We start from the raw sequence: 22712 nt of genomic DNA, 5'->3' as shown, positions 1-22712 counted from the left end.
CGCGCCCCGGGCTCCCCGACACGACCGGACACGCTTCCGTAGAGCACGCACCAGCTCTTCGTGCTCAGCTCCCTTGTGGACGGTCGTGCAGCCCAGCCGATTCGCCGGCTCCTACCCCGAGCACGGTCGACACCGCGTCGAGAACAGCCACCGCCCCCGCCTTGTCCAGCGGCTCGTTGCCGTTCCCGCACTTCGGCGACTGGACGCAGGACGGGCACCCCGCCGGGCAGTCGCAGGAAGCGATCGCTTCCCGCGTCGCGGCCAGCCATGGGACCAATGCGGCAAAACCGCGATCGGCGAATCCGGCCCCTCCCGGATGACCGTCGTGCACGAACACCGTTGCCTCCCCGGTGTCGGCATGCAGCGCGGTGGACACCCCGCCGATGTCCCATCGATCACAGGTCGCGAACAGCGGTAGCAAGCCGATCGCCGCGTGCTCGGCGGCATGCAGCGCGCCGGGGATGCGCGCCGGATCCAGCCCGGCGCCCCCCGGCGCGCTGCTCAGCAACAGTTCGTCGCCGACGGTGTACCAGACCGCGCGGGTCAGCAGGGTTTGCGCCGGGAGGTCCAGCGCAACCTGGTCCAACACCTCGCCGGACGGCCGTTTCCGCAGGTACCCGACGACCTGCGAGGTGACCTCCACCTCGCCGAGGCACACTGCGACGCCGCGGCCGGTGTCGTGGCGCTCGATGGTTCGCAGCACCGAGATGTCCACCACGTTGCGAGGTGAGGTCGTCCAATCCGGATTCTCCAGGTGCACCAGCGCGATCCCGGTGTCCAGGTCGAGTTCGTCCACCACGAACGACTCGCCGCGATGCAGGTAGACCGCACCCGGATGCACCGTCGAACAGGCGGAATCCGGGTCCACGGTGCCGAGCATCCGCCCGGACTCGCCTTCCACCACGGCGATCGGATGCCCGCCGGCGCCGCGCAACTCGACGTTGCGATGCGGGCGTTCCCGAGCGGTCCAGAACCAGCCGTGCGGGCGCCTGCGCAGCACTCCGTCCGCGGTGAGCGCCTGCACCGCCCGCCTGGCGGGTTCGCCGCCGAAGCTGTCGAAGGAGTCCTCGTCGAGCGGCAGTTCGGCGGCGGCGCAGGCCAGGTGCGGTTCGAGCACGTACGGGTTGGTCGGGTCGAGCACGGTCGCCTCGACCGGTCGGTCCAGCACGGCGGACGGGTTGTGCACCAGGTAGGTGTCCAGTGGATCGTCGCGCGCGACGAAGACCACCAGAGCTCCTTCACCATCCCGGCCAGCACGCCCGGCCTGCTGCCAGAACGACGCGAGGGTGCCCGGATAACCGGCGACCACAACGGCGTCGAGCCCGGAGATGTCGATGCCCAGTTCCAGCGCGTTGGTGGTGGCCACCGCGCGAAGGTCACCCGCCAGCAGGGCGCGTTCCAGCGCCCGGCGGTCCTCCGGCAGGTATCCGCCGCGGTAGGCGGCCACCTTCGCGGCCAACGATTCGTCCACATCGGACAGCGCGCGCTGGGCGGACAACGCGGCCAGCTCCACCCCGCGCCGGGACCTGATGAACGCCAGCGTCCGAGCGTCCTCGATGACCAGCTCGGTCATGATCCGCGCCGCTTCGGTACCGGCCGCCCGGCGCACCGGGGCGCCGTTCTCACCGATGATCTCCTCCAGCAGCGGCGGTTCCCAGAACGCGATCGTCCGCGCCCCGCGCGGCGAGCCGTCGTCGGTGACGGCGCGGCACGAGACGCCGGTCAGGCGCGCGGCCAGCGCCGCCGGGTCGGACACGGTTGCCGAGGCGAGCACGAAGACCGGATCCGCACCGTAGTGCTGGGCGATCCGGCGCAGGCGGCGCAGCAGCAGCGCGACGTGCGAGCCGAACACCCCGCGATAGGTGTGGCACTCGTCGACCACGATGTAGCTGAGCCGCCGGAAGAACCGCGCCCACCTGCCGTGGCCGGGCAGCACGCCGAAATGCAGCATGTCCGGGTTGGTGAAGATCCACCGGGCGTGCGCGCGCACCCAGTCCCGCTCGACCTGCGGGGTGTCGCCGTCGTAGCTCGCCGCGCGCACCTCCTTCATGCCGAGCTCGTCGATGGTGCGGAGCTGATCGGCGCCGAGCGCCTTGGTGGGGGCGAGGTACAGCGCGGTCGCGCGGTGGTCGTCGAGCAGTCGGGACAGCACCGGCAACTGGTAGACCAGCGACTTGCCGGAGGCGGTGCCGGTCGCGACCACCACGTGCTCACCAGCCCAGACCGCTTCGGCGCCATCGGCCTGGTGCACCCAGGGCTCGCCCGCGCCTCGCTCGCGCAACGCCGACACCAGTTGCGGTGGCACCCACTTCGGCCAATCAGCGGTCCGGGCCGGGCGGGTCGGCAGGTGCTCGATGTGGCGCACCGGTGTCTCGGCGACCGGAATGCCCGCCACGGCGCGGTCCAGCAACCGCTGCCCCTTGTCCTGGTCCGCTGCGCGCACGCGACCGAGCCTTGCACAAGGCGGAATGCGTCCCGCGCACGACTTCCCGGTTACCGCAGTCGTGTCGGTATCCCCCGATCGGATGGCGTCGCGGCGATTCCCGGCGGTGCCGTCGTGAGCAGTGGAAACCCACCGGATTTTCCGGGACGATCGCACTACATCATGTCACCCATTTGGGCCAAATCGAGTTGTGTCCAGTTGGGCGATCAAGAGCGTTTCTGAATCGATTATTCGATAACAGATCTGCACGTCAGCACGAGTTGCGTATCACACCGTGAAGTAAGCCACTTGGGGCCTGAATAGACTTCCGATCCACGACGTCGCCACGGACGGCCATCGGTAGCTCACCGGCCGTACCGGGCGAGGCCGTCTACCGCGCATCGGAGCCCGGTTGAGCGGGGCTCCGGTACTGAACCGAGCACAACCCAGGAGGACGGATGTCCCTGCTCACCCCGGTCCAGCACAGCTGGGCCCAGGGCGCTGCACCACCGAGCTCGCAAACCCGGATGGACCTCGCCCAACAAGTCACCGGTATCGAACTCGGCGGCGCCGACTACGCCGTGGTCGGCGTAGTCATGGTGATCGCGCTGGCCGCCCTCGCCTTCGGCTACGTACTCATCAAGGAGGTGCTGTCCGCCGGCCAAGGCACGGCCAAGATGCAGGACATCGCCAAGGGCGTGCAGGAAGGCGCATCGGCCTACCTGAACCGGCAGTTCCGCACCCTGGCGATCTTCGCGGTGGTCGTGTTCCTGCTGCTGTTCGCGCTGCCCGCGGAAACCACCGGTGAACAGATCGGCCGATCGATCTTCTTCCTGTTCGGCGCCGCGTTCTCGGCCACCATCGGCTACCTCGGAATGTGGCTGTCCACCCGCGCCAACGTCCGCGTCGCGGCGGCCGCCCGCGAGGCCGGTGAGGGGCGCGAGAAGGCAATGCGCGTCGCGTTCCGCACCGGTGGCGTGGTCGGCATGACCACCGTCGGTCTCGGCCTGTTCGGTGCCGCGCTGGTCGTCCTGGTCTACGCCGGGGGCGCACCACGCGTGCTGGAGGGCTTCGGTTTCGGTGCCGCGCTGCTGGCGATGTTCATGCGAGTCGGCGGCGGCATCTTCACCAAGGCCGCCGACGTGGGCGCCGACCTGGTCGGCAAGGTCGAGCAGAACATCCCGGAGGACGACCCGCGCAACGCCGCCACGATCGCCGACAACGTCGGTGACAACGTCGGCGACTGCGCCGGGATGGCGGCCGACCTGTTCGAGTCGTACGCGGTGACCCTGGTCGCCTCGCTGATCCTGGGCACCGCCGCGTTCGGCCTGCACGGGCTGCTGTTCCCGCTGATCGTGCCCGCGATCGGCGTGCTGACCGCGGTCGTCGGCGTCTACATCACCAAGGCCCGCACCGGGGAGAACGCGCTGACCGCGATCAACCGGTCGTTCTACATCTCGGCTGGCATCTCGGCGGTGCTCTGCGCGATCGCCGCGATGCTGTACCTGCCCAGCACCTTCGGTGAGCTCACCGGCGTCTCCGAGGACATCCGCGCCACCGGCGGCAGCCCGGCGCTGATCGCGCTGGTCGCGGTGATCATCGGCATCCTGCTCGCGGTGGTCATCCTCAAGCTCACCGGCTACTTCACCGCCACCGAGCACCGCCCGGTGCGCGACGTCGGCAAGTCGTCGTTGACCGGCGCGGCCACCGTGATCCTCTCCGGTCTGTCGGTGGGCTTCGAGTCCGCCGTCTACACCGCGCTGATCATCGGTGCTGCGGTGTTCGGCGCGTTCCTGCTGTCCGGCTCGCTGCCGGTGGCGCTGTTCGCCATCGCGCTGGCCGGCTGCGGTCTGCTGACCACCGTCGGCGTGATCGTCGCGATGGACACCTTCGGGCCGGTCAGTGACAACGCCCAGGGCATCGCGGAGATGTCCGGCGATGTCGAGGGCGAAGGCGCCAAGATCCTCACCGAGTTGGACGCCGTCGGCAACACCACCAAGGCGATCACCAAGGGCATCGCGATCGCCACGGCGGTGCTCGCCGCGACCGCGCTGTTCGGGTCCTACACGGACGCGATCACCAAGGCGCTGGCCGATGTGGCCGGCCAGCTCAGCACCTCCGAGTTCTTCGTCTACGCGCCGAACGTGCTGGTGGGCGTGATCATCGGTATTGCCGTGGTGTTCCTGTTCTCGGGGCTGGCGATCAACGCGGTGTCCCGCGCGGCCGGGGCAGTGGTCTACGAGGTGCGGCGGCAGTTCCGGGAGAAGCCGGGGATCATGGACGGCTCCGAGCGTCCGGAGTACGGCCGGGTCGTCGACATCTGCACCCGCGACTCGCTGCGCGAGCTGGCCACGCCGGGTCTGCTCGCGGTGCTGGCGCCCATCGCGGTCGGTTTCGGTCTGGGCGTCGGCCCGTTGGCCGGTTACCTCGCCGGTGCCATCGCCTCCGGCACCCTGATGGCCATCTTCCTGGCCAACTCCGGCGGTGCCTGGGACAACGCGAAGAAGTTGGTGGAGGACGGCTACCACGGCGGCAAGGGCTCCGAGGCGCACGCCGCCACGATCATCGGTGACACCGTCGGCGACCCGTTCAAGGACACCGCTGGCCCGGCGATCAACCCGCTGCTGAAGGTGATGAACCTGGTGTCGCTGCTGATCGCACCGGCAGTGGTCACCTTCACCGTCGGCGATGCCGCGTCCCCGGCCGTGCGAATCTCCATCGCGGTCGTCGCGGTCGCGGTGATCATCGGTGCGGTCGTGATCTCCAAGCGGCGCTCCACGGCGATCGCGGAGTCATCCCCTTCTGATGACAAGGCGGTCAACGGCGCGACCTGACGTCGCACCCGTCGCACCGGCCAGCAGGGCGCCTCCCCGGCTTCGGGGTGGCGCCCTGCTGCTGCGCTGGGGTTTCCCCGGATGGTCGACCCCGGCTTCCGGTGACCGGCGGGCGATGCGGCACAGTCTCCGGCGGCACGGCGAAAGCAACTCCGATCAATGCGAGGAGTGCGCATGAAGATCCGTTCGACGTCCATCGCGGCGTTAGCCGCCATCCCCTTGGCGCTCACCGGATGCGCTGCGGCACCGCCGCCGCAGGCCGCCGCCCCGAGCCCGGACGGGGTCGCGTGGGTGGGCCGGTTGTGCGGCCTGGTCAGTGGTTTCTCCGCCACCCAGCAGCAGCTGCCCGGCGTGGACCGGACGAACACGAGCACGATGAAGAAAACGGTGATCGAACGAATCGGCGCCGCGGAACGCGCTGCCGACGACACGGTCCGCGGGCTGCAGGGCTTGGGGCCGTCGCCGATCGACGGCGCGGATGTGGTCAACACCGGTTTCCAACAAGGCTTCACCCAGGTCCGCGACATCCTGCACACCGCGGGTGGCCAGGCCCAACAGGTCGACCCGACGGACCAGCAGCGGTTCCAGGCGGGCATGACGGCGGTGCAGCAGGAGCTGCAGAAGAGCGGTCAGCTCAACCTCCAGGACAAGCTGGAGCAGAACGAGGAGCTCAACGCCGCCGCCCACCAGGCACCCGAGTGCAAATCCTTCTTCGCCCCACCCCAGCAACAACAACCCCGCTGACCTGATTTCCGCAATGCGGAATCGGCGCGTGCTTCGCCGGGTGTCGGGTCGGCAGCTCTGGGCGGCGCTGCCGACCCACAACACCTGCTCGCGCAATTGGGTGGATGTGCTGGCCAAGGTCGAACTGCTGTTCTAGCATGCGGGCCGTGGACCAGCTGTCCTTCTACTCGGCCGAGGCGCGACAGCCCAACGTCGCCGACCTCGCGGGGATGCTGTGCGGACCCGGGCAGGCGGTCGGCTTCGGTCGCGGCACCGCGGCCCGGTTGTCCGTGGTGGTCGACGCCGAATGGCGGGCCCGCTCCCTGGTCAAGGCGTGCGCCGAACGCGGTGTGGAAGCCGAACTCAGCCGCTCCGACGAAGGCCGCCCGCTGATCCGCACCGCCTTCCGCGCCGACCTCACCGGCCTCGCCGCGCAATGGCTGCGCGGCGCCGTGAAATCGGTTCCCCCGGACTTCGTCCCGGACGGCGCCGCCCTGCGGATCTGGGCGCTGACCGCTGGCAGCGCCGAGCCCACCGGCTACCGCCTCGGGCTCGACCCGCACGCCCCGGACACGCACCAGCCGCTCACCGCGGCGCTGCTGAGCTGCGGCCTTCCGGCCAAGCCGGTCGGACCGCGAGCCGGTGGTCCGGCCCTGCGCGTCACCGGTCGCCGTCGACTCGCCCGACTCGCCGAGCTGGTCGGCCCGATTCCCGATGGTGCTATCGAGCGAACGTGGCCTTTGGTGTCCTGACCTGCTTGACGCACATCACGCCAGGTCACGCGCTGGAACACGAAGGTAACCCGATACGTTCGTACAAGAAGACGTTGACGAGTATCGGCGTGTTATATGCAACCCTGTGCGTTCCCGGCCCGGCACAACCGACCGTGTTGGGGGCACACTGGGGAACTTGTCGAGTAGCAACCGGGCGCAACGGATGCCTCCGGGAGAAGAGAGCAGGTAAGCGTGGCTGGGTCGACACGGACGAAGAAGGCCGGCGGTACCGGCCGGGCTTCGGGGTCCCCCAACGGGGATGGCTCCGCGGGTCGGCGCTTGGTGATCGTCGAGTCGCCTGCGAAGGCCAAGAAGATCGCCTCCTACCTGGGCTCGAACTTCATCGTCGAGTCTTCTCGCGGGCACATCCGGGACCTGCCGAAGAACGCCAAGGACGTGCCGGAGAAGTACAAGGGGCAGGCGTGGGCCCGGTTGGGCGTCGACGTCGACAACGACTTCGAGCCGCTGTACCTGGTGACCTCGGACAAGAAGTCGACCGTCACGGAGTTGAAGGACGCGCTGAAGCAGGTTGACGAGCTCTACCTCGCCACGGACGGTGACCGCGAGGGCGAGGCGATCGCCTGGCACCTGATGGAGACGCTGAAGCCGAAGGTGCCGGTGCGCCGGATGGTGTTCCACGAGATCACCGAGTCGGCGATCCAGGCGGCCGCCGCCAACCCGCGCGACCTGGACCACGACCTGGTGGACGCCCAGGAGACCCGCCGCATCCTGGACCGGTTGTACGGCTACGAGGTCAGCCCGGTGCTGTGGAAGAAGGTCATGCCGAAGCTGTCGGCGGGCCGCGTGCAGTCGGTGGCGACCCGGATCGTGGTCGAACGGGAACGCGAGCGGATCAGGTTCGTCCCGGCCGAGTACTGGGACATCTCCGCGACGATGGACGCCGGTGCGGATGCCTCGCCGCGCCGCTTCGGGGCGCGCCTGGTGACGGTGGACGGCGCGAAGCTGGCCTCCGGACGCGACTTCGGTCCGGACGGGCAGCTCAAGAGCGCCGACACGCGGGTGCTCACCGAGCCCGAGGCCCGTGCCCTCGCCACCGCGCTCACCGACGCGCGGCTGCACGTCTCCAGCGTCGAGGAGAAGCCGTACACGCGGAAGCCGTACGCGCCGTTCATGACCTCCACGCTCCAGCAGGAAGCCAGCCGCAAGCTGCGGTTCTCCGCCGACCGGACGATGCGCACGGCGCAGCGGTTGTACGAGAACGGCTACATCACCTACATGCGTACCGACTCGACGACGCTGTCGGAGACGGCGATCACCGCGGCGCGCAACCAGGCCAGGGACCTCTACGGCGAGCAGTACGTGCCGCCGCAGCCGCGCCAGTACAACCGCAAGGTCAAGAACGCCCAGGAGGCGCACGAGGCGATCCGCCCGGCGGGCGAGAGCTTCCGCACCCCCGGCGAGGTCGCGGCCGAGCTGCGCAACGACGTCGACGGCTTCAAGCTCTACGAGCTGATCTGGCAGCGGACCATCGCCTCGCAGATGGCCGACGCGAAGGGCACCACGCTCTCGGTGCGCATCACCGGCACCGCCACCAGCGGCGAGGAGTGCACCTTCGCCGCCTCCGGCCGCACGATCACCTTCGCCGGTTTCCTCAAGGCCTACGTCGAGGCGGTGGACTCGGAGGCCGGTGGGGTCGCCGACGACGCCGAGTCGCGGCTGCCGCAGCTGGTGCAGGACCAGCCGATCACCGCGCCGGAGCTGTCGCCGGACGGGCACACCACCAACCCGCCGCCGCGCTTCACCGAGGCCAGCCTGGTCAAGACGCTGGAAGAGCTGGGCATCGGCCGCCCGTCGACCTACGCGTCGATCATCAGCACCGTGCAGGAGCGCGGCTACGTGTGGAAGAAGGGCTCCGCACTGGTCCCGTCGTGGATCGCCTTCGCCGTGGTCGGTCTGATGGAGAAGCACTTCGGGCGACTGGTGGACTACGACTTCACCGCCGCGCTGGAGGACGAGCTGGACCGCATCGCCGAGGGGCGCCAGCAGCGCACCAGGTGGCTGTCCGGGTTCTACTTCGGCGGCGACATCGGCCCGGAGGACTCGATCGGCCGCGCCGGTGGGCTGAAGAAGCTGGTCGGTTCCGGTGTCGAGGAGATCGACCCGCGGGAGATCAACTCGATCCCGATGTTCACCGACGACGCGGACCGCACCGTCTACGTGCGGGTCGGCCGCTACGGCCCGTACCTGGAGCGGACGCTGGAGGACAACTCGTCGCAGCGCGCGAACCTGCCGGACGACCTGCCACCGGACGAGCTCACGGTGGAGATCGCGGAGAAGCTGTTCGCCACTCCGATGGAGGGCCGCAGCCTGGGCACGGATCCGGAATCTGGCAACGAGATCGTCGCCAAGGAAGGCCGGTTCGGTCCGTACGTCACGGAGATCCTGCCCGAGGGCAGCAAGGGCAAGCCACGCACCGGCAGCCTGTTCAAGCACATGTCGCTGGACACCGTGGCCCTCGACGACGCGCTCAAGCTGCTCTCGTTGCCGCGCGTGGTGGGCACCGATCCGGAGTCGGGCACCGAGATCACCGCGCAGAACGGCCGCTACGGCCCGTACCTGAAGAAGGGCACCGACTCGCGGTCGCTGGAGGCCGAGGACCAGATCTTCTCGATCACCTTGGACGAGGCGCTCAAGATCTACGCGCAGCCCAAGCAGCGCGGGCGGCGGGCCGCCGCGGCGCCGCTGCGCGAGCTCGGCGAGGAGCCGGACACCGGCAAGCCGCTGGTGATCAAGGACGGTCGGTTCGGGCCGTACGTCACCGACGGCGAGACCAACGCGTCGCTGCGCAAGGGCGATGACGTGGAGTCGCTGACCATGGATCGGGCGGTGGAGCTGCTCGCGGAACGGCGGGCCAAGGCCCCGGCGAAGAAGAAGCCGGCCGCCAGGAAGCCCACGACGGCGAAGAAGAAGGCCAGTTCGTCTTCGAAGTCCGCTTGATCCTGGTGTTCCGCCGATCCGAGGCGGAGACTTTCCGAATATCGGAAGCCTCAGGAGGCGGACATGCGAGATGCCTTGCACGGCTTGGACGGCACGCAGCCGTTACCGCCCATGCCGCTCCATCGGGACGTCCTGTCCGGTTCGTTCGCGGTCCCGCAGCAGCGGACCGTGCCGCCGCGCTGGGTGCCGCGGCGCAGGGCGGCGGACGTCCGCAGGCCGGTGCGGGCCCGCCGGGTTTCGGCAGCGGAGCGGAGCCTGCAGACGCCTCGCCTGGTACCGCCGCACGAGAGGCCGCGGCGGACGGCCGGGTCGATCGTCGGTTTGCTGATCGTGCTGGTCGTCGGCGCGGCCGTGGCGTTCGCGGTGCTGCGCAGGGTGCTTGAGCTGTACTTCGGTTGATCGCAGGCCGGTCGGTGTCGCCCCGTACAGTCTTGGTGTCCCGCGAAGTACTGGAGGCGACGTGATGCAGACCGACGCTCCGGAGCAGCCGAAGACCGGGGTGTGGGCGGAGGTCGTCGGGCAGCCTGACGCGGTGCGGACGCTGTTCACGGCGGTGCGCGCCGCCCGCCTCCAGGTGCTCGGCGAGCCGGTCCCGCCGGGTGCGATGACGCACGCCTGGCTGTTCACCGGGCCGCCGGGTTCGGGCCGGTCGATCGCGGCCAGGGCCTTCGCCGCGGCTCTGGAGTGCACGGACGCCGAATCGCCGGGCTGCGGGCACTGCGCGGCGTGCCGGACGGTGCTGCACGGCACCCACGCCGACGTGCGTCTGGTGGTGCCGGAGGGCCTGTCGATCTCGGTCGCGGAGATGCGGGCGCTGGTGCAGGCCGCAGCCCGCCGGCCGACCACCGGTCAGTGGCGAGTGGTGCTTATCGAGGACTCCGACCGGCTCACCGAAGGCGCGGCGAACGCGCTGCTCAAGGCGGTGGAGGAGCCGCCGCCGCGCACCGTGTTCCTGTTGTGCGCGCCGTCGGACCACCCGGAGGACGTGTCCGTCACGATCCGTTCCCGGTGCCGCGTGGTGCAGTTGCGCACGCCGTTGTCGGGGGCGATCGCCGAGGTGTTGCAGGAGCGCGACGGCGTTGGCGCCGAGCTCGCGCAGTGGGCGGCATCGGTGTGCGGCGGCCACATCGGCCGGGCGCGGCGGCTGGCGACCGACGAGGAGTCTCGGGAGCGGCGCGAGTCGGTGTTGCGCATTCCGTTGGGGCTGCGCCGGTTCTCGGATGTGTTCACGGCGGCCACCGCGCTGGTGAAGCTGGCGGAGACCGAAGCGGTCACCGCGAACGAGGACCGCAACGAGGCCGAACGAGAAGAGCTGAAGACGGCGATGGGTGCGGGCGGTACCGGCAAGGGCACGGCCGCGGCCACCCGAGGTGCGAACGCGGCGCTGAAAGAGCTGGAGAAGCGCCAGAAATCCCGCGCCACCCGTTCCCAGCGCGACGCGCTCGACCTGGCCCTGGTCGATCTCGCGGGCTTCTACCGGGACGTGCTGGTGACGCGTGCGAGTTCGGACGCCCCGCTGAACCACCCGGACTGCGCGAGCGCGGTGTCCAAAGCGGCGGCGGAGTGGACGTCGGAATCGGCCTTGCGCCGCCTGGACGCGGTCCTGGAATGCCGCCAGGCCCTGACCCAGAACGTCAAACCGATCATCGCGGTAGAAGCCATGCTCGCCACCCTCTACACCGGCTGACCCCGCAGCAACATTCGCCCGAAAGTGGCACCGGAAGTGGCGGGGTGAAGGGCACCTTTGACCGGCATAGTCGGTCAAAGGTGCCCTTCACCTCGGAAGAACCACCCTGTGGTGCTGATCATCGGGGAGGTGCTCGGCTGCCCGATCCGATGGCGGGAAGTACTGCGGGGCGCAGCCGAGCAGCAGGTGCTCAGACGATTCCTGAGCTCGTTCGTCGACGTCCTCCTCGACACAGCGCCGGTCACCGGTGACGCCGCCACCGGCACCCCAGCACGTTCCGCCAGTGGGTCGCCGATCACTCCGCGGGCTGCCAGGGCCGGACTTCGCCCCAGCCCCAGCGGGGCATCGGCTCGTCGAGGTTCGGGCGGACGTCCGGTCGCGAAAAGATCAGCGCCATCCGGCTGCCCCATTCCAGGTAGGCCGCGAACGCCGAGCGGAACTCCGGGTCGTCCGGGAGACCCACCTCGTCGGCGGTGTCGAGGAGCAACGCGACCCACCTGCGGCGCTGGGCCTCGGTGATCGCCCGGCCCAGGTGTTTTCCGAGATCGCGGCGGGTGTGCTGCCGATCTCGCGCGCGAACTGGTCCTCGGGTCGGCTGTGCGGGACTCGGCCGGTTTCGTGCGAAATCGCCACTCTCACCAGGCAAAGACGGGCACCACGCAAGACGGGCACCAGAACTGCGGCCCGCGCGGCGTCATCGGGTGCGGCGAGCGAGCACCGCGATGAGCATCGCGCCCAGGAGCAGCAACGCCGTGCCGCTGTAAAACCAGGGGATCGTGTTGCTGGTCGATGCCAGGGGCTCGATTCGCGCCTGGTGCTCGGCTGGGCCGGTCGCCACCGGAGTCGCCGTCGGGTCGCCGCAGTTCACGCCGCCTTCGGGTGCGCTGGCGCGAACGATCTGCTCGCCGAAGGTGATCTGCACCAGCGAAGTCGGCGTGCCCAGCGGGTGGCCGCGATGCACCTGGAGGTCGAAAAGCCGTGCCGCCGCGCGAACTTCGGCTCCGACGACCTGCTGCCGAAGTTCACCGGCACTGATCCGCAACACACCACCGTCGAAGGCCCGCTGGTCGAGCCACGGCAGCGGCAGGTCCAGGCTCGGGTGCGCGGCGTCGAGCACCCCGAGCTCGTCGCCGCCCCGCGACACCCGCAGCACCGGAGCCTGGTAGTCCACAGTAGACGTTGACGGCTCGCCGGTGGCGGTGCCGACGAGCCGAGGCGCACCAACCACGTCGACCCGTATCTCCCGCGCGGTACCGGCGAACAACCGAACGCTGGACACCTGAATCGTCGAGCTCGACTGGACGGCCCTGCCGACCTGCCCGGCGACGGGAACCAATTGCACGTTGGAATGCGCATCGACGACGTCCGGCACGTGCAACAGCGAGCCCGAGCCACCGGCGGCGAGCACACCGCCCGGCAGTGCGTTCACCACCGACGCACTGCCCATCGAGTACCGCGCATCGGCGATCGGCGACACGCACGGCCCGGCCTGCTCGTCCCAGCGTGTGTGCACGCTGCCGTCCAGCCCGCTGAGTTCGACCAGCTGATCGGCCGGAGAAGCTGGCGGCTGCATGCTCCCGCTGGTCGGCTCGGCGCGATCCGGCAACGCGGTTTGCGCCAACCCCACCGGCATCTGCGGCACTTTGCCGAACATCGCCACCCCGACCGGGGAGGCTTCGGCGACCGCGCGTTCATGCGCGAAGAACGCCGTGGAGTTCGCCTGCGCGACGGCCCGCCCCATCTCGGCCACCGACTGCTTCGGCAACTGCGCCTCGAATTCGGGATCGTCGAGGATCGTGTCGGTCGGCACGGTGTTCGGCAGCACGCGCACGATCCCGATCATGGTGCCCGCATCGGCCACGACCGGACCAGGCACCGAGGACGGCTCCGAAGCAGGCGGCTGACCAGGCCGTTCCGGGCCGGGAACGGGGAGTCGTCGGCGGTGCGCTCTGGGCGTACGCCGCGGGCAGCGACACCCCCGACGACGGCCAACGACACGACGGCGCACGCGCTGAAGCGGCGAACTACTCGCATCCGACACCCTCCCGGCCACGAAACACCAAGTGACAAGGGTCACGGCAGATCCAACGAACCAGCAGCCCAGCGGTGACGACCAAGCCCGCCGCACGCAACAGACCAGCAGGGGTGCGGACGAAACCCAAGAACCAGCCAGCTACACTTGACCACGCACTGCCGCCTTAGCTCAGTCGGACAGAGCGACGCACTCGTAATGCGTAGGTCGAGGGTTCGATTCCCTCAGGCGGCTCCGGTAGGTTCTACCCTGCTGACCTGCGGCGGGAGCTGAGATCGATGATCTTGGCTCCCGCTTCTTTTTGGCCCGCATGGAGCAGATATGGAGCAAATTTTTCACCAGACTGCTCGTTCGGTGATTCGGTAGAGGTTTCGGCCTGTGGTTGCACGGCCGTCTTCGGCTTGCCGTCGAGCGCCGCGCGCACCGCGTCCCACTGGGTGTCGGCGAGGTGCGAGTACCGCTCGGTGGTCGTGACGGAGGCGTGGCCGAGGAGCTTCGACAGCGCCTCGATTGGCACCCCGTCCTGCAAGATCCACGACGCGTAGGTGTGCCGCAAGTCGTCGCGGGCGATTCTGGCGGAGACCGCGAGAAGGATGGGCTTCGCGCTGCTGCCCAGGGCACAGCAGTCTGTGCCGATTACGGGAGCCGCGCTACTCCTACACCCCAGCACCGCGTCCACAACGGACACTTCCCTGCGACGCCGACCAGATCGAAGGTGGTTCTAGTGCCGTAAGACTCTGGTTCTTCGTTGAGTATGCCCGCTGTGAGAGATTCCGGGCTTTGTGGGCCTCTCGCGACAGGCATACCAGCGCATTGGCCCAATGTGCCGTGTGACCATCCTGACGCGCACGGCACCGCTAATTCTTCACGATCGCGGGGACAGCCTTACCCTCCGACTCGATCCTCATAGTATCCGCCCCATGTGTTGAACCAGCCGTGGTTGGTCGTCGTCACCTCTTCCGAGTACACCACCTCATTATCTTTAGTTAGCCTCGCTGTCACGGCGATCTCCGCTTCTGCCTCGCAGTATCCGAAATACTCGTCGACGAAGCAGTTATTGGCGATGCCCTCGTAGGTGACCTTGTTATGTTCCTCTTTCTTGTGGTGCCACTCGACCTCGATTGCGAAGTGATTCGATCCGACTTTCTCGGCCTTCGGTTCGGTCGCCAAGGGGTTTCCTTCGCGATCAAACTTCCCCTGCCAGGTGATGTGAGAAATGCTCTCGTCGGGCAAGGGCCACCGCACGGTGAGCCACCGGCCGTACTCGTCACCGTAGATGTTTCGGCACGCTTCTACGGGTGCAGCCGCTGACGCCTGGCTAGTTAGTGGAATTCCCCCCATGAGTACAAGAAGAGACAAAACAACGACACGAGTTCTGCGCATGACTACCCCGCAATCCAACTATCGGGAACAAGAGGTGAGGGCGTGACGTCGACTAGTGAAGATCGAGGTCGTTCAGTGGCATTGAAGGTGGCAATATGCCCCCAGTTCATTGGATGAAGCCCTTCCTGATCGTGTTTCTCTGAACGGAACCTGATCATCCTGCTGTAGATCACTTCTTCGCGCTTTCCCCCGCGCGTGCAGCGTTGTCCGTTCAAGCCCAGGCCAGGACGAGGACCTCGGCGAAGGACAGCGCCGAGGCCCGCGTCAACGCGATGGTGGGCGGGCGGTTCGATCTTGGGGACCCGTTGCTCGGATCTCCTCGGCCCGCCGGAACTTGAAGCAGGCGCGCGGCACTAGCTTCGGCCGTAGCTGCGCCGCGTAGCGGTGCCCGCGGCCGCGCAGCTCACCGCGGCCGGGGACGTGCTCGGCACGCTGCTCGCCGGACGGGGGCAGGTGGCCTGTTCGACAATCAATGTTGTCTTGACAAAATTTTTTGTCAAGACCATGCTCGTCCGCATGTTAGATGTTGCGGTTATCCACGAGCCGTCCGCGGCTGCGGTGACGCTGGAACCGGTGCGGGCGCGGCTGTTGCACGAGCTCGCCGAACCTGGCTCGGCGTCGTCGCTGGCCGCCGAGCTCGGTCTGAGCAGGCAGAAGGTCAACTACTATCTGCGAGGCCTGGAGAAGCACGGTCTCATCGAGCTGGTCGAGGAGCGGCGCAAGGGCAACATGACCGAGCGCGTGATGCGCGCGACCGCCGGGGCTTACGTGATCTCGCCGTCGGCCTGCGGTCCGGTGGCGCCGGATCCGTCCCGCTCGCCGGACCGGCTCTCCGCCCAATGGCTGCTGGCGGTGGCCGCCCGCCTGGTGCAGGACGTCGGCGCGTTGATCGGCGCCGGAGCCAAGGCGGGCAAACGGGTGGCCACCTTCGCCATCGACGGGGAGATCCGTTTCGCTGGCGCGGCGGAACGGGCCGCGTTCGCCCAGGAGCTCTCCGACGCGGTCGCGGGCCTGGTGGCGAAGTACCACGATGAGGGCGCCGCCAGGGGCCGCAGGCACCGGATCGTGGTGGGGTTGCACCCTTCGATGAGTCCAGTGGAGGAGGGCCGAGATGGCGCGTGAGTTCGAGCTGCCCAAGGAAATCGAGCTGCCCGCATCGCCGGAGGAGGTCTGGCAGGCCATCGCCACCGGTCCCGGCCTGGCGGCGTGGTTCATGCCGATGGAGATCGACCCGGAGGGCTCCGAGGTCGCCGAGTGGGACCCGCCGCGCAAGCTGGCCATCCGCACCCCGGCGGCCGAGGACGGGTCCACGAACGCCTTCGAGTACCTGATCGAAGGCAGGGACGGTGGGACGAGCGTGCTCCGGTTCGTCCACAGTGGCGTCCTCGGCGACGACTGGAGCGACGAGTACGAGGGCACGACCAGCAGCGGATGGGACATGTACCTGTTCACGCTCGCCCAGTACCTGCGGCACTTCCGCGGTCGTCCAGCCTCCTATGCGGAGGCAGAGGCGCCTGCGGTCGGCGGCTGGGACCGGCTGCGGCAGCTGCTCGCACCGGTCCGGCTCGGCGGGCCGGTGACGATCGACCTTCCTGGCGGACCGCGGATCCTCGGCGAGGTGGACTACCTCACCGAGAAGTTCATCGGGCTGCGCACCTCGGATGAGCTCATCCGATTCCACGAACGTTCCGCGATCGGTCTGCCGATCGCGGTGAGCGACCACCACTACGGCGCACTCGCCGATCCGCAGCGGCGCGCCGAGTCCTGGCGGCACTGGCTTGCTGCCATCGACCAGGGAGAGTAGGCACGACCGAGGGCACACCGCAGGGGCTGACCACGTTGCTGACGTTCGAGGGCAGTTCGTGGACGTGGTAGCGCTGGGTATGGAGTCGCCATAGCGTGCGGTACCCGGCGGTGTGCCCAGGTGTGCTCGGGCAAGCGCGTTTCGCGAGGTCGACCTCGGAAGGCGGGCGGCCCAGCTCCAGCGGGGTGACCGCGCTCGGAACAACCCGAGTGCGGTCACCCCGATTGAACTGCGAAGGATCCGAACAGCCTGGTTCAGCTGGTCGTGGCGGATGCTGTGTCGAGCCGCCAGATCGTGCTGTGCAGATCAGATCCCCGGACGAGTTGGACTCGCCAAGGGGAGATGCGGATCACGCCGTACTCGGGGTCTCCGGGCCCGCCGCGCCAGTAGCGGATCGGGTCGTAACCTACGCCCGGCGGACCGCCTTTGACGTACACGTCCCAGGCGTGGAGCTTGGACTCTTCGTCCTCGGCCCAGGTTGAGGTGCTGTCGACGAAGACGGCGTTTTGGCGAGGGCTCCAGTACGAGTACGTGGTGTGCGGATTGTTGGAAAGGTGAGCCGTTTTGACGGGGGTCTTGTAGGCGGCGAGCCAGCCGACCGGTCGTCCGTTGACGGTTTCCCAGACGGGGAGCAGCACCCTGGCCCGAGGGCGGTACTGCCGGTCGACGGTGATCATCGTGGCGTACTTGATGTCGCGGATGTAGCTGAAGAAGGTGTCCTCAAGAGCCGAGAAGGTGCTGACTCTGGTGGCCATGACGGGCTCCTTTGCGGTCAGTGCGTGGCGGGGATCTTGGTGTCGTCGGATGTGATTGCCGGGCTCTTGCGGGGTCGCAGCCCGAATGCACTGACGAGGGTGGCGATCAGGGCCGCAGTGAGCGGAACGACGAGGGCGGCGTGGTAGCCGTCGAGCATCGCGGCCGGAGTTCCCGAGTCGGTGGCAGCGATGTTGACAGCTGTGACGGTGGAAAGGCCGAGTGCGGCACCGAACTGGAACGACGTGTAGAGGAGACCACCGGCCAAGCCTTGGTCGGCCTCGGCGATCCCGTCGGTGGCGACGATGGTGAGCGGGCCGTACACCAGCGCAAAAGCGAGACCGAGCATGATCAGGCTGGGGAACATCATCGGGTATGTCCAGTCCGCGCCGACCGGCAGGAACAGCGCGTATGCCAGCGCGGCGAGCAGCAGTCCGCCGAAGATCACCCGAGCGTTGCCGAATCGGTTGACCAGCTTGGGGGTGAGGGTGGGCGAGAGAACGGCATCGATGCCGATGACGATCATCGCGAAGCTGGTCTGCAACGTCGACCAGCCGCGTAGTTCCTGCAGGTACAGCACCACAAGGAACTGGAAACCGAAGAACCCGGCGGCGAAGAGCACCCCGGTGACGTTGGCGCGGACCACTGACCCGGTGCGGAAGATGCCCAGCCGAACGAGCGGCATCGTGGATCGCCGTTCGATGGCGATAAAGGCGGCAAGGAAGGCCAACCCCGCGGCGAACGTGCCCAGTGTCCAGCCGATGTTGGCGTGCGTGGCGCGCTCGACACCGAGGATGAGCAGCACGATAGCGGCGGTGATGGTGACGCCACCGGCCAGGTCGATGCGCTGGCCGGTCCGTTCGGGCCGCGGCGATTTGGGCACCAGTGCGAGCGTGGCGACCAGAATGAGGAAGGACAGCACAACCGGTGCGAAGAAGACCCATCGCCAGTCGACGGAGGTGAGCAAGCCGCCGACGACCAGGCCGATCGAGAAGCCACCCGCTGCCGTGCCGGAGTAGATGAGCAGCGCCTTGTTGCGCTGCGGACCCTCATCGAAGGTCGTGGTGATGATGGACAGCCCGGCAGGGGTCATGAAGGCGGCGGCAACGCCGGTGATGAACCGGGCGACGATCAGCGTCCAGCCTTCGGTCGCGAACCCACCCAGGCCGGAGAAGAGCAGGAAGACGGTGAGCCAGAAGATGAACACCTGACGCCGTCCGAAGAGGTCGGCGGCCCGGCCGCCCACCAGCATGAAACCGCCGTAGCCGAGGACGTAGGCGCTCATGACCCACTGCAGTTCGCCGGTGGACATGCCCAGATCGGCCCGGATGGCGGGAAGGGCCACGTTGAGCATGGCCACGTCGATACCTTCCAGGAAGATCGCCCCGCACAGGGCAAACAGCACTCCCCAGTCACGCGCACGCATCTGAATTCCTTGCTGTTGTTGGAAAACTTGGTATCACCACGATCGATCAAGGCGGGCGGGGGAACAACGGCGAAGATCTCGACGTTCGTTCAACCAGGCTTACCGATCGGGAGGATGCGGATGGAACGCGACGAGTTGGAGTGCTTCCTGACCCTCGCCGAGGAACTGCACTTCGGCCGCACAGCAGAACGGATGCGGTTGTCGAGGGCCAGGGTGAGTCAGCTCATCCAGCGTCTGGAACGCCGCGTCGGAGCCCAACTCTTTGTCCGCACGAGCCGCCGCGTCGCCCTAACCAGCCTCGGTCGGCAGCTTCGCGGCGACCTTGAGCCGCATTACCGCGCGATCGAAGCCGCCCTTTTGCGGGCCGCTGCGAGTGCACGAGGCATTGACGGGGTGCTGCACGTCGGGTTCTCCAACCCGCTGGCCGGGGAGATCGTGCTGAAGGCGGCCGAGGCGCTGCGCGCTGCTCACCGGGGGCTGGCCGTGGAGATCTGCGAAGTACCGCTGTCGAACCCGTACGGGCAACTCCGAAAGGGGGAATTCGACGTTCAATTGACGGAATTGCCAGTGCGCGAGGAAGACCTCGGCGAGGGGCCCACCCTGCTGACGGAAACACGCACCCTGGCGATTGCCTCCGGTCATCCGTTGTCGAAACGCGATGCGGTGTCGGTCGAGGACCTGGCCAGCGTACGGTTGCTGACCATCGATGGGGAGTTGCCGAACTACTGGTTGGAACACCACGTCCCGACGCACACGCCCGGGGGCAGACCGATCGGCCGCGGGCCCGCGGTCACCAACATGCAGGAAGCGCTCATGCTCGTCGCGGGCGGCAAGGGAGCCTTGCTGACGGCGGCGCACACTGCGACGTACTACGCACGGCCAGGAGTGGCTTACGTCCCGCTCGCGGACTCAGACCCGGTGGGCTACGGCCTGGTGTGGCGGGTCGGCGACAACACCAGCGCGATCAAGGCATTTGCCCGGACCGCCACTGACATGGTGCGGAAGATGGCTCTGGGTGTCCGCGATTGAGCTTTGATGTTCAACCCGCACGCGCTTCCGATGCGTGCCCGGACGCCGCGTGACTCTGCGGCATCCGGGCACGCGAGGCGGACGCAAGCGCTACCTGACGCAACTGGCGATCGCCCGCAGCGTCCGGTGTTGATCGTCAGTCGACCGAGACCAGCTCGCGGTTCGGGGCTTCGTCGTGTTCCATCTCGACTCGGACTGCCGCGATCTGACGGCGGCCCCAGCGTTCCGAGAAGCCGTAGCGTTCGCCCAGTTGGGCGCCGGTGATGGGTTCACCGATCTCCAGGGACAGGCGGTAGTCGCGGCGGGCGAAGGTGCGCTTGTTCTCGTCCGTCAGGGGTTCAGCCGGTACCGGCGGCAGGGTTTGGGTTTGCTCCGACGGATCGACTTCGTTGGGGTCCGGCTTCGCGGTGTCGCTGCTGGCAACCACGGGCGCGGCTGCGGTCTCCGGCTCGGTGTCGTCGTCGCGGTCCTGGTCTGCGGTGTCGTCGTTCTCGGGTTCGGCCAGGGTTTGCGAGTGGCCGTTGGTCTCGGGTCGAACTGGGGGCACAACAGGGGCTTCCGGTTCGTCTTCGGCCACGGCGCGCGGATGGGCTTCGGTCGGAGCTTCAGGTTTCGATTCGGACCGCTGGGGCTGGGCGCGCGAGGGCTCGGCCGGGACTGGCGGTTCGGGGGAGCGCTGTGGTGCGGCGCCGACCGGCGCGGGCACTGCCTGCGGTGCCGGAGGGACTTGGTGCGGCTGCTGGACGATGGGGATGCGCTGGTGTCCGGACGGCGGTGGTTCCGGCGCCCTCGATGCCAGGGCTGGTCTGTCCGATCCGACTTGGTCGTGGGCGTTCGGGCCGAGACCAGCGATCTCGGACACCGGGATGTCGGTGACCTGGCGGCGGAACGCTCCGGCGGTGCCGCCGCGGTCCACCAGCCACCGCAGCAGCAGGAGTCCTGGCCGGAGCCGGAGGCGGCGCTTGCCGTGCCGCTCTTCGTAGTCGGCGCGCAGTTCGGCCAGCACGACGTCGAACACCGCGACTGCGGCGACCGGCAGTCCGGCGGCCACGACCCGGGCTTCCGGGGTCAGCTGGTGGATCCAGTTGATCCACGACGAGATCGCGGTGAAGGTCCACATCAGCAGACGGCCGCGGAGCGCGCTGCGGCCGTGGATCGAGGCACGGTAGGTGATCAGCGTGGCGCCGAAGGCCGCGCCGTCGAATGTCGCTGGGATCAGCCATGCCGTCCAGTAGCTGAAGCCGACCATCTGGTCCTGGCCGTAGGCGTGCAGGCCGACGAAACTGGCGCCCCAGCCCATCACCGCCGCGAGGGCGACGAAGCCTAGTGCGGCACGGGACAACCAGAGACCGTGGCCGGGTTTCGTGTTCTTCGGTTGATCACTCAACGTCGGTCCTAAGCAGCCGGGTCTTCGTGGGACCCGCCGATCTTAGACGTGTGTCACTCGAAAGGGTCACGCGTATCGGGAGTTCGTTCGGATTCGGTGACGATGCAGGCCGGACTCGTCCGAACGTGGGTATCGCGGTGCGCGGCGACCGGCCGAAGGTGGAGTCCGACCGGCCGATCACCGACACGAATCCGGTGCGGGGAAAGGCTCCGCGACGCGGGCCGCATCACAGGCTGGCGTAGATGTCTCGGTACAGGCGCAGGGCGCTGGTTTCGAGCTCTGTCGGGTCCTGGTCGGCGAAGCGGTCGGGGCGCAGCCGGTCGAGATCGGGGAAGGTCGACCGCTGGTCGCAAATCAGCTCGACCAGGCCTCGTGCCGCGCCTCCGGCGTGCGTCACCCAGATCGCCGCCGCCGACCACAGCCCGGTGATGTCCGGGAAAGCGCCGAGCAGCGGCAGGTTGTCGGGCGTCATGGCGAACACACCGTTGAGCCGCTCGGCGATCGGGAAGCGGTGCGACGCGGGCAGCAGTTCCATCGCTCGCCGCACCGCGTCGTCGAACAGTTCGCCGGGCCACGGCCGCTCCGCGTTCCAGCCGAGCTGGTCGGGCGCGATCGGCTGCGGGGCGTGGTCGTAGCTGCCGAGGCCGAGGCGATCACCGTGGTCGCGCGCGTAGACGTGGTGTTCGGGCCAGCGCACGAACGGGGTCGGTGCACTGGATTTCCCGTGTTTCGGCCCGTACGCGTAGGGATGGGCGACGGGCGTCAGCGGGAGCCGCTGATCGACCAGCGAAGCCAGCGCTGGGCCCCAGATTCCGGTCGCCAGCACGACATCGTCCGCCGGGAACGATTCCGCAGCGGTTCGCACCGACGACACGCGGTTGCCTCGCAGTTCGATGCCGACCACCGCCGCGTTGTCGACGAACCGGGCGTTGCCGCGCTCCCGCAGCGCTGCGGTGATGATCCCGGCGCGGGCCGTGCCGTCGTCGGTGAAGTGCAGGCCGCGGCGGCACTGGGCCGGGTCGATCAGCTCCGGTGCGAGCGCGACCGTCTCGGCTGCGTCGAGCAACCGGTGCGGAAGTCCGGCGGATGCCGCTAGCTCCGCACGTTCTTCCAACTTGGCCAAGCCTTCCGGAGTGCTGGCGACTTCCACACCACCGGCCCGGTCGAAGCCCCGCACGCCGCCGAATTCGAGACCGTCGTACAGCGCTGCGCTGGCGCGGGCCAGTTCGGTCATCACCGGCGTTTCGTTGAGCAGGCCCACGAAGCCGGGTGCGGGCCCGGTCGATCCGCGCAGTTGGCCGGTCGGCGCCTGGTCCAGCACCGTCACCGAGACGTCCTCGGGAAGCTGCGCCGCAATCGATGATCCGACGATTCCAGCACCGATCACCACAATCTTCCTAGTCATACCGACCAACGTAGAACACTGGTGGCGGAACTCCAGCCTGTGGTGGAGCGGGCGATTTCGCGCGAAACCGGCACCCGCTCCCCATGGGAAGCGGCG

General features: G+C 68.4%; 19 protein-coding genes and 1 tRNA gene. 11 read left to right on the top strand and 9 right to left on the bottom strand.

Features of this window, described 5'->3' with window-relative positions; translation table 11 throughout:
• Positions 1-64: 64 nt before the first annotated feature.
• Positions 65-2443, bottom strand: a complete 2379-nt coding sequence (gene sftH / locus ACTWQN_RS20705) for a DEAD/DEAH box helicase (protein WP_443205175.1) — start codon at positions 2441-2443, stop codon at positions 65-67.
• A gap of 437 nt (positions 2444-2880) precedes the next feature.
• On the opposite strand from sftH, the gene ACTWQN_RS20700 reads away from it, so the two are divergent.
• From ACTWQN_RS20700 to ACTWQN_RS20670, 7 genes are all read left to right on the top strand, one after another.
• Entirely contained in the window at positions 2881-5256 is a 2376-nt protein-coding gene (locus tag ACTWQN_RS20700) for a sodium-translocating pyrophosphatase (protein ID WP_443205174.1), read from the top strand.
• A 174-nt stretch (positions 5257-5430) separates the two neighbouring features.
• Positions 5431-6000, top strand: a complete 570-nt coding sequence (locus ACTWQN_RS20695) for a hypothetical protein (RefSeq protein WP_443205173.1) — start codon at positions 5431-5433, stop codon at positions 5998-6000.
• 13 nt (positions 6001-6013) lie between these two features.
• Positions 6014-6136, top strand: a complete 123-nt coding sequence (locus ACTWQN_RS20690; protein ID WP_443205172.1) for a hypothetical protein — start codon at positions 6014-6016, stop codon at positions 6134-6136.
• 1 nt (position 6137) lies between these two features.
• Positions 6138-6731 carry a hypothetical protein gene (locus ACTWQN_RS20685; protein ID WP_443205171.1) on the top strand — a complete coding sequence of 198 codons (594 nt, stop codon included), beginning with the start codon at positions 6138-6140 and terminating at the stop codon, positions 6729-6731.
• 213 nt (positions 6732-6944) lie between these two features.
• Positions 6945-9710, top strand: a complete 2766-nt coding sequence (topA, locus tag ACTWQN_RS20680) for a type I DNA topoisomerase (RefSeq protein ID WP_443205170.1) — start codon at positions 6945-6947, stop codon at positions 9708-9710.
• Between the two features lie 63 nt (positions 9711-9773).
• Positions 9774-10109 (top strand): hypothetical protein, encoded by a 336-nt coding sequence (locus ACTWQN_RS20675; protein WP_443205169.1) that lies wholly within the window; start codon positions 9774-9776, stop codon positions 10107-10109.
• Positions 10110-10173: 64 nt separating this feature from the next.
• Entirely contained in the window at positions 10174-11397 is a 1224-nt protein-coding gene (locus ACTWQN_RS20670; protein WP_443205168.1) for a DNA polymerase III subunit delta', read from the top strand.
• 295 nt (positions 11398-11692) lie between these two features.
• On the opposite strand, the gene ACTWQN_RS20665 is transcribed toward ACTWQN_RS20670, so the two are convergent.
• Both ACTWQN_RS20665 and ACTWQN_RS20660 read right to left on the bottom strand, forming a co-directional pair.
• Complete coding sequence (locus ACTWQN_RS20665; RefSeq protein ID WP_443205167.1) at positions 11693-11884, bottom strand: globin family protein; 192 nt, start codon at positions 11882-11884, stop codon at positions 11693-11695.
• 207 nt (positions 11885-12091) lie between these two features.
• On the bottom strand, positions 12092-13273 hold the full coding sequence (locus ACTWQN_RS20660; protein ID WP_443205166.1) for a hypothetical protein: 1182 nt from the start codon (positions 13271-13273) through the stop codon (positions 12092-12094).
• Positions 13274-13589: 316 nt separating this feature from the next.
• On the opposite strand from ACTWQN_RS20660, the gene ACTWQN_RS20655 reads away from it, so the two are divergent.
• A tRNA-Thr gene (locus tag ACTWQN_RS20655) sits at positions 13590-13663 on the top strand.
• A 10-nt stretch (positions 13664-13673) separates the two neighbouring features.
• On the opposite strand, the gene ACTWQN_RS20650 is transcribed toward ACTWQN_RS20655, so the two are convergent.
• Positions 13674-14108: a tyrosine-type recombinase/integrase gene (locus ACTWQN_RS20650; RefSeq protein WP_443205165.1), complete on the bottom strand. Its 435-nt coding sequence runs from the start codon at positions 14106-14108 to the stop codon at positions 13674-13676.
• Between the two features lie 206 nt (positions 14109-14314).
• Positions 14315-14662 carry a hypothetical protein gene (locus tag ACTWQN_RS20645; RefSeq protein WP_443205164.1) on the bottom strand — a complete coding sequence of 116 codons (348 nt, stop codon included), beginning with the start codon at positions 14660-14662 and terminating at the stop codon, positions 14315-14317.
• A gap of 666 nt (positions 14663-15328) precedes the next feature.
• On the opposite strand from ACTWQN_RS20645, the gene ACTWQN_RS20640 reads away from it, so the two are divergent.
• Complete coding sequence (locus ACTWQN_RS20640; protein WP_443205163.1) at positions 15329-15934, top strand: ArsR/SmtB family transcription factor; 606 nt, start codon at positions 15329-15331, stop codon at positions 15932-15934.
• Entirely contained in the window at positions 15924-16616 is a 693-nt protein-coding gene (locus ACTWQN_RS20635) for an SRPBCC family protein (protein WP_443205162.1), read from the top strand. The genes ACTWQN_RS20640 and ACTWQN_RS20635 overlap by 11 nt, the downstream gene beginning before the upstream one ends.
• A gap of 254 nt (positions 16617-16870) precedes the next feature.
• Here the strand turns inward: ACTWQN_RS20635 and ACTWQN_RS20630 are convergent, their stop codons facing one another.
• On the bottom strand, positions 16871-17371 hold the full coding sequence (locus tag ACTWQN_RS20630; protein WP_443205161.1) for a pyridoxamine 5'-phosphate oxidase family protein: 501 nt from the start codon (positions 17369-17371) through the stop codon (positions 16871-16873).
• Between the two features lie 17 nt (positions 17372-17388).
• The gene (locus ACTWQN_RS20625; protein WP_443205160.1) at positions 17389-18795 is read right to left on the bottom strand and encodes an MFS transporter; all 1407 of its coding nucleotides are present in this window, start codon (positions 18793-18795) and stop codon (positions 17389-17391) included.
• 120 nt (positions 18796-18915) lie between these two features.
• Here ACTWQN_RS20625 and ACTWQN_RS20620 point away from each other — a divergent pair, with 120 nt between their 5' ends.
• The gene (locus ACTWQN_RS20620) at positions 18916-19824 is read left to right on the top strand and encodes a LysR family transcriptional regulator (protein ID WP_443205159.1); all 909 of its coding nucleotides are present in this window, start codon (positions 18916-18918) and stop codon (positions 19822-19824) included.
• Positions 19825-19960: 136 nt separating this feature from the next.
• On the opposite strand, the gene ACTWQN_RS20615 is transcribed toward ACTWQN_RS20620, so the two are convergent.
• Both ACTWQN_RS20615 and ACTWQN_RS20610 read right to left on the bottom strand, forming a co-directional pair.
• Positions 19961-21211 carry a DUF2637 domain-containing protein gene (locus tag ACTWQN_RS20615; RefSeq protein ID WP_443205158.1) on the bottom strand — a complete coding sequence of 417 codons (1251 nt, stop codon included), beginning with the start codon at positions 21209-21211 and terminating at the stop codon, positions 19961-19963.
• Between the two features lie 226 nt (positions 21212-21437).
• A complete protein-coding gene (locus ACTWQN_RS20610) occupies positions 21438-22616 on the bottom strand; it encodes an NAD(P)/FAD-dependent oxidoreductase (RefSeq protein ID WP_443205157.1) in 1179 nt (392 codons plus the stop codon).
• Between the last annotated feature and the right edge of the window lie 96 nt (positions 22617-22712).

This window comes from Saccharopolyspora antiqui (assembly GCF_052246905.1).
Taxonomy (GTDB): Bacteria; Actinomycetota; Actinomycetes; order Mycobacteriales; family Pseudonocardiaceae; genus Saccharopolyspora.
Note: the sequence above shows the minus strand (reverse complement) of the source record. Positions and strands in the feature narration are given on the sequence as shown.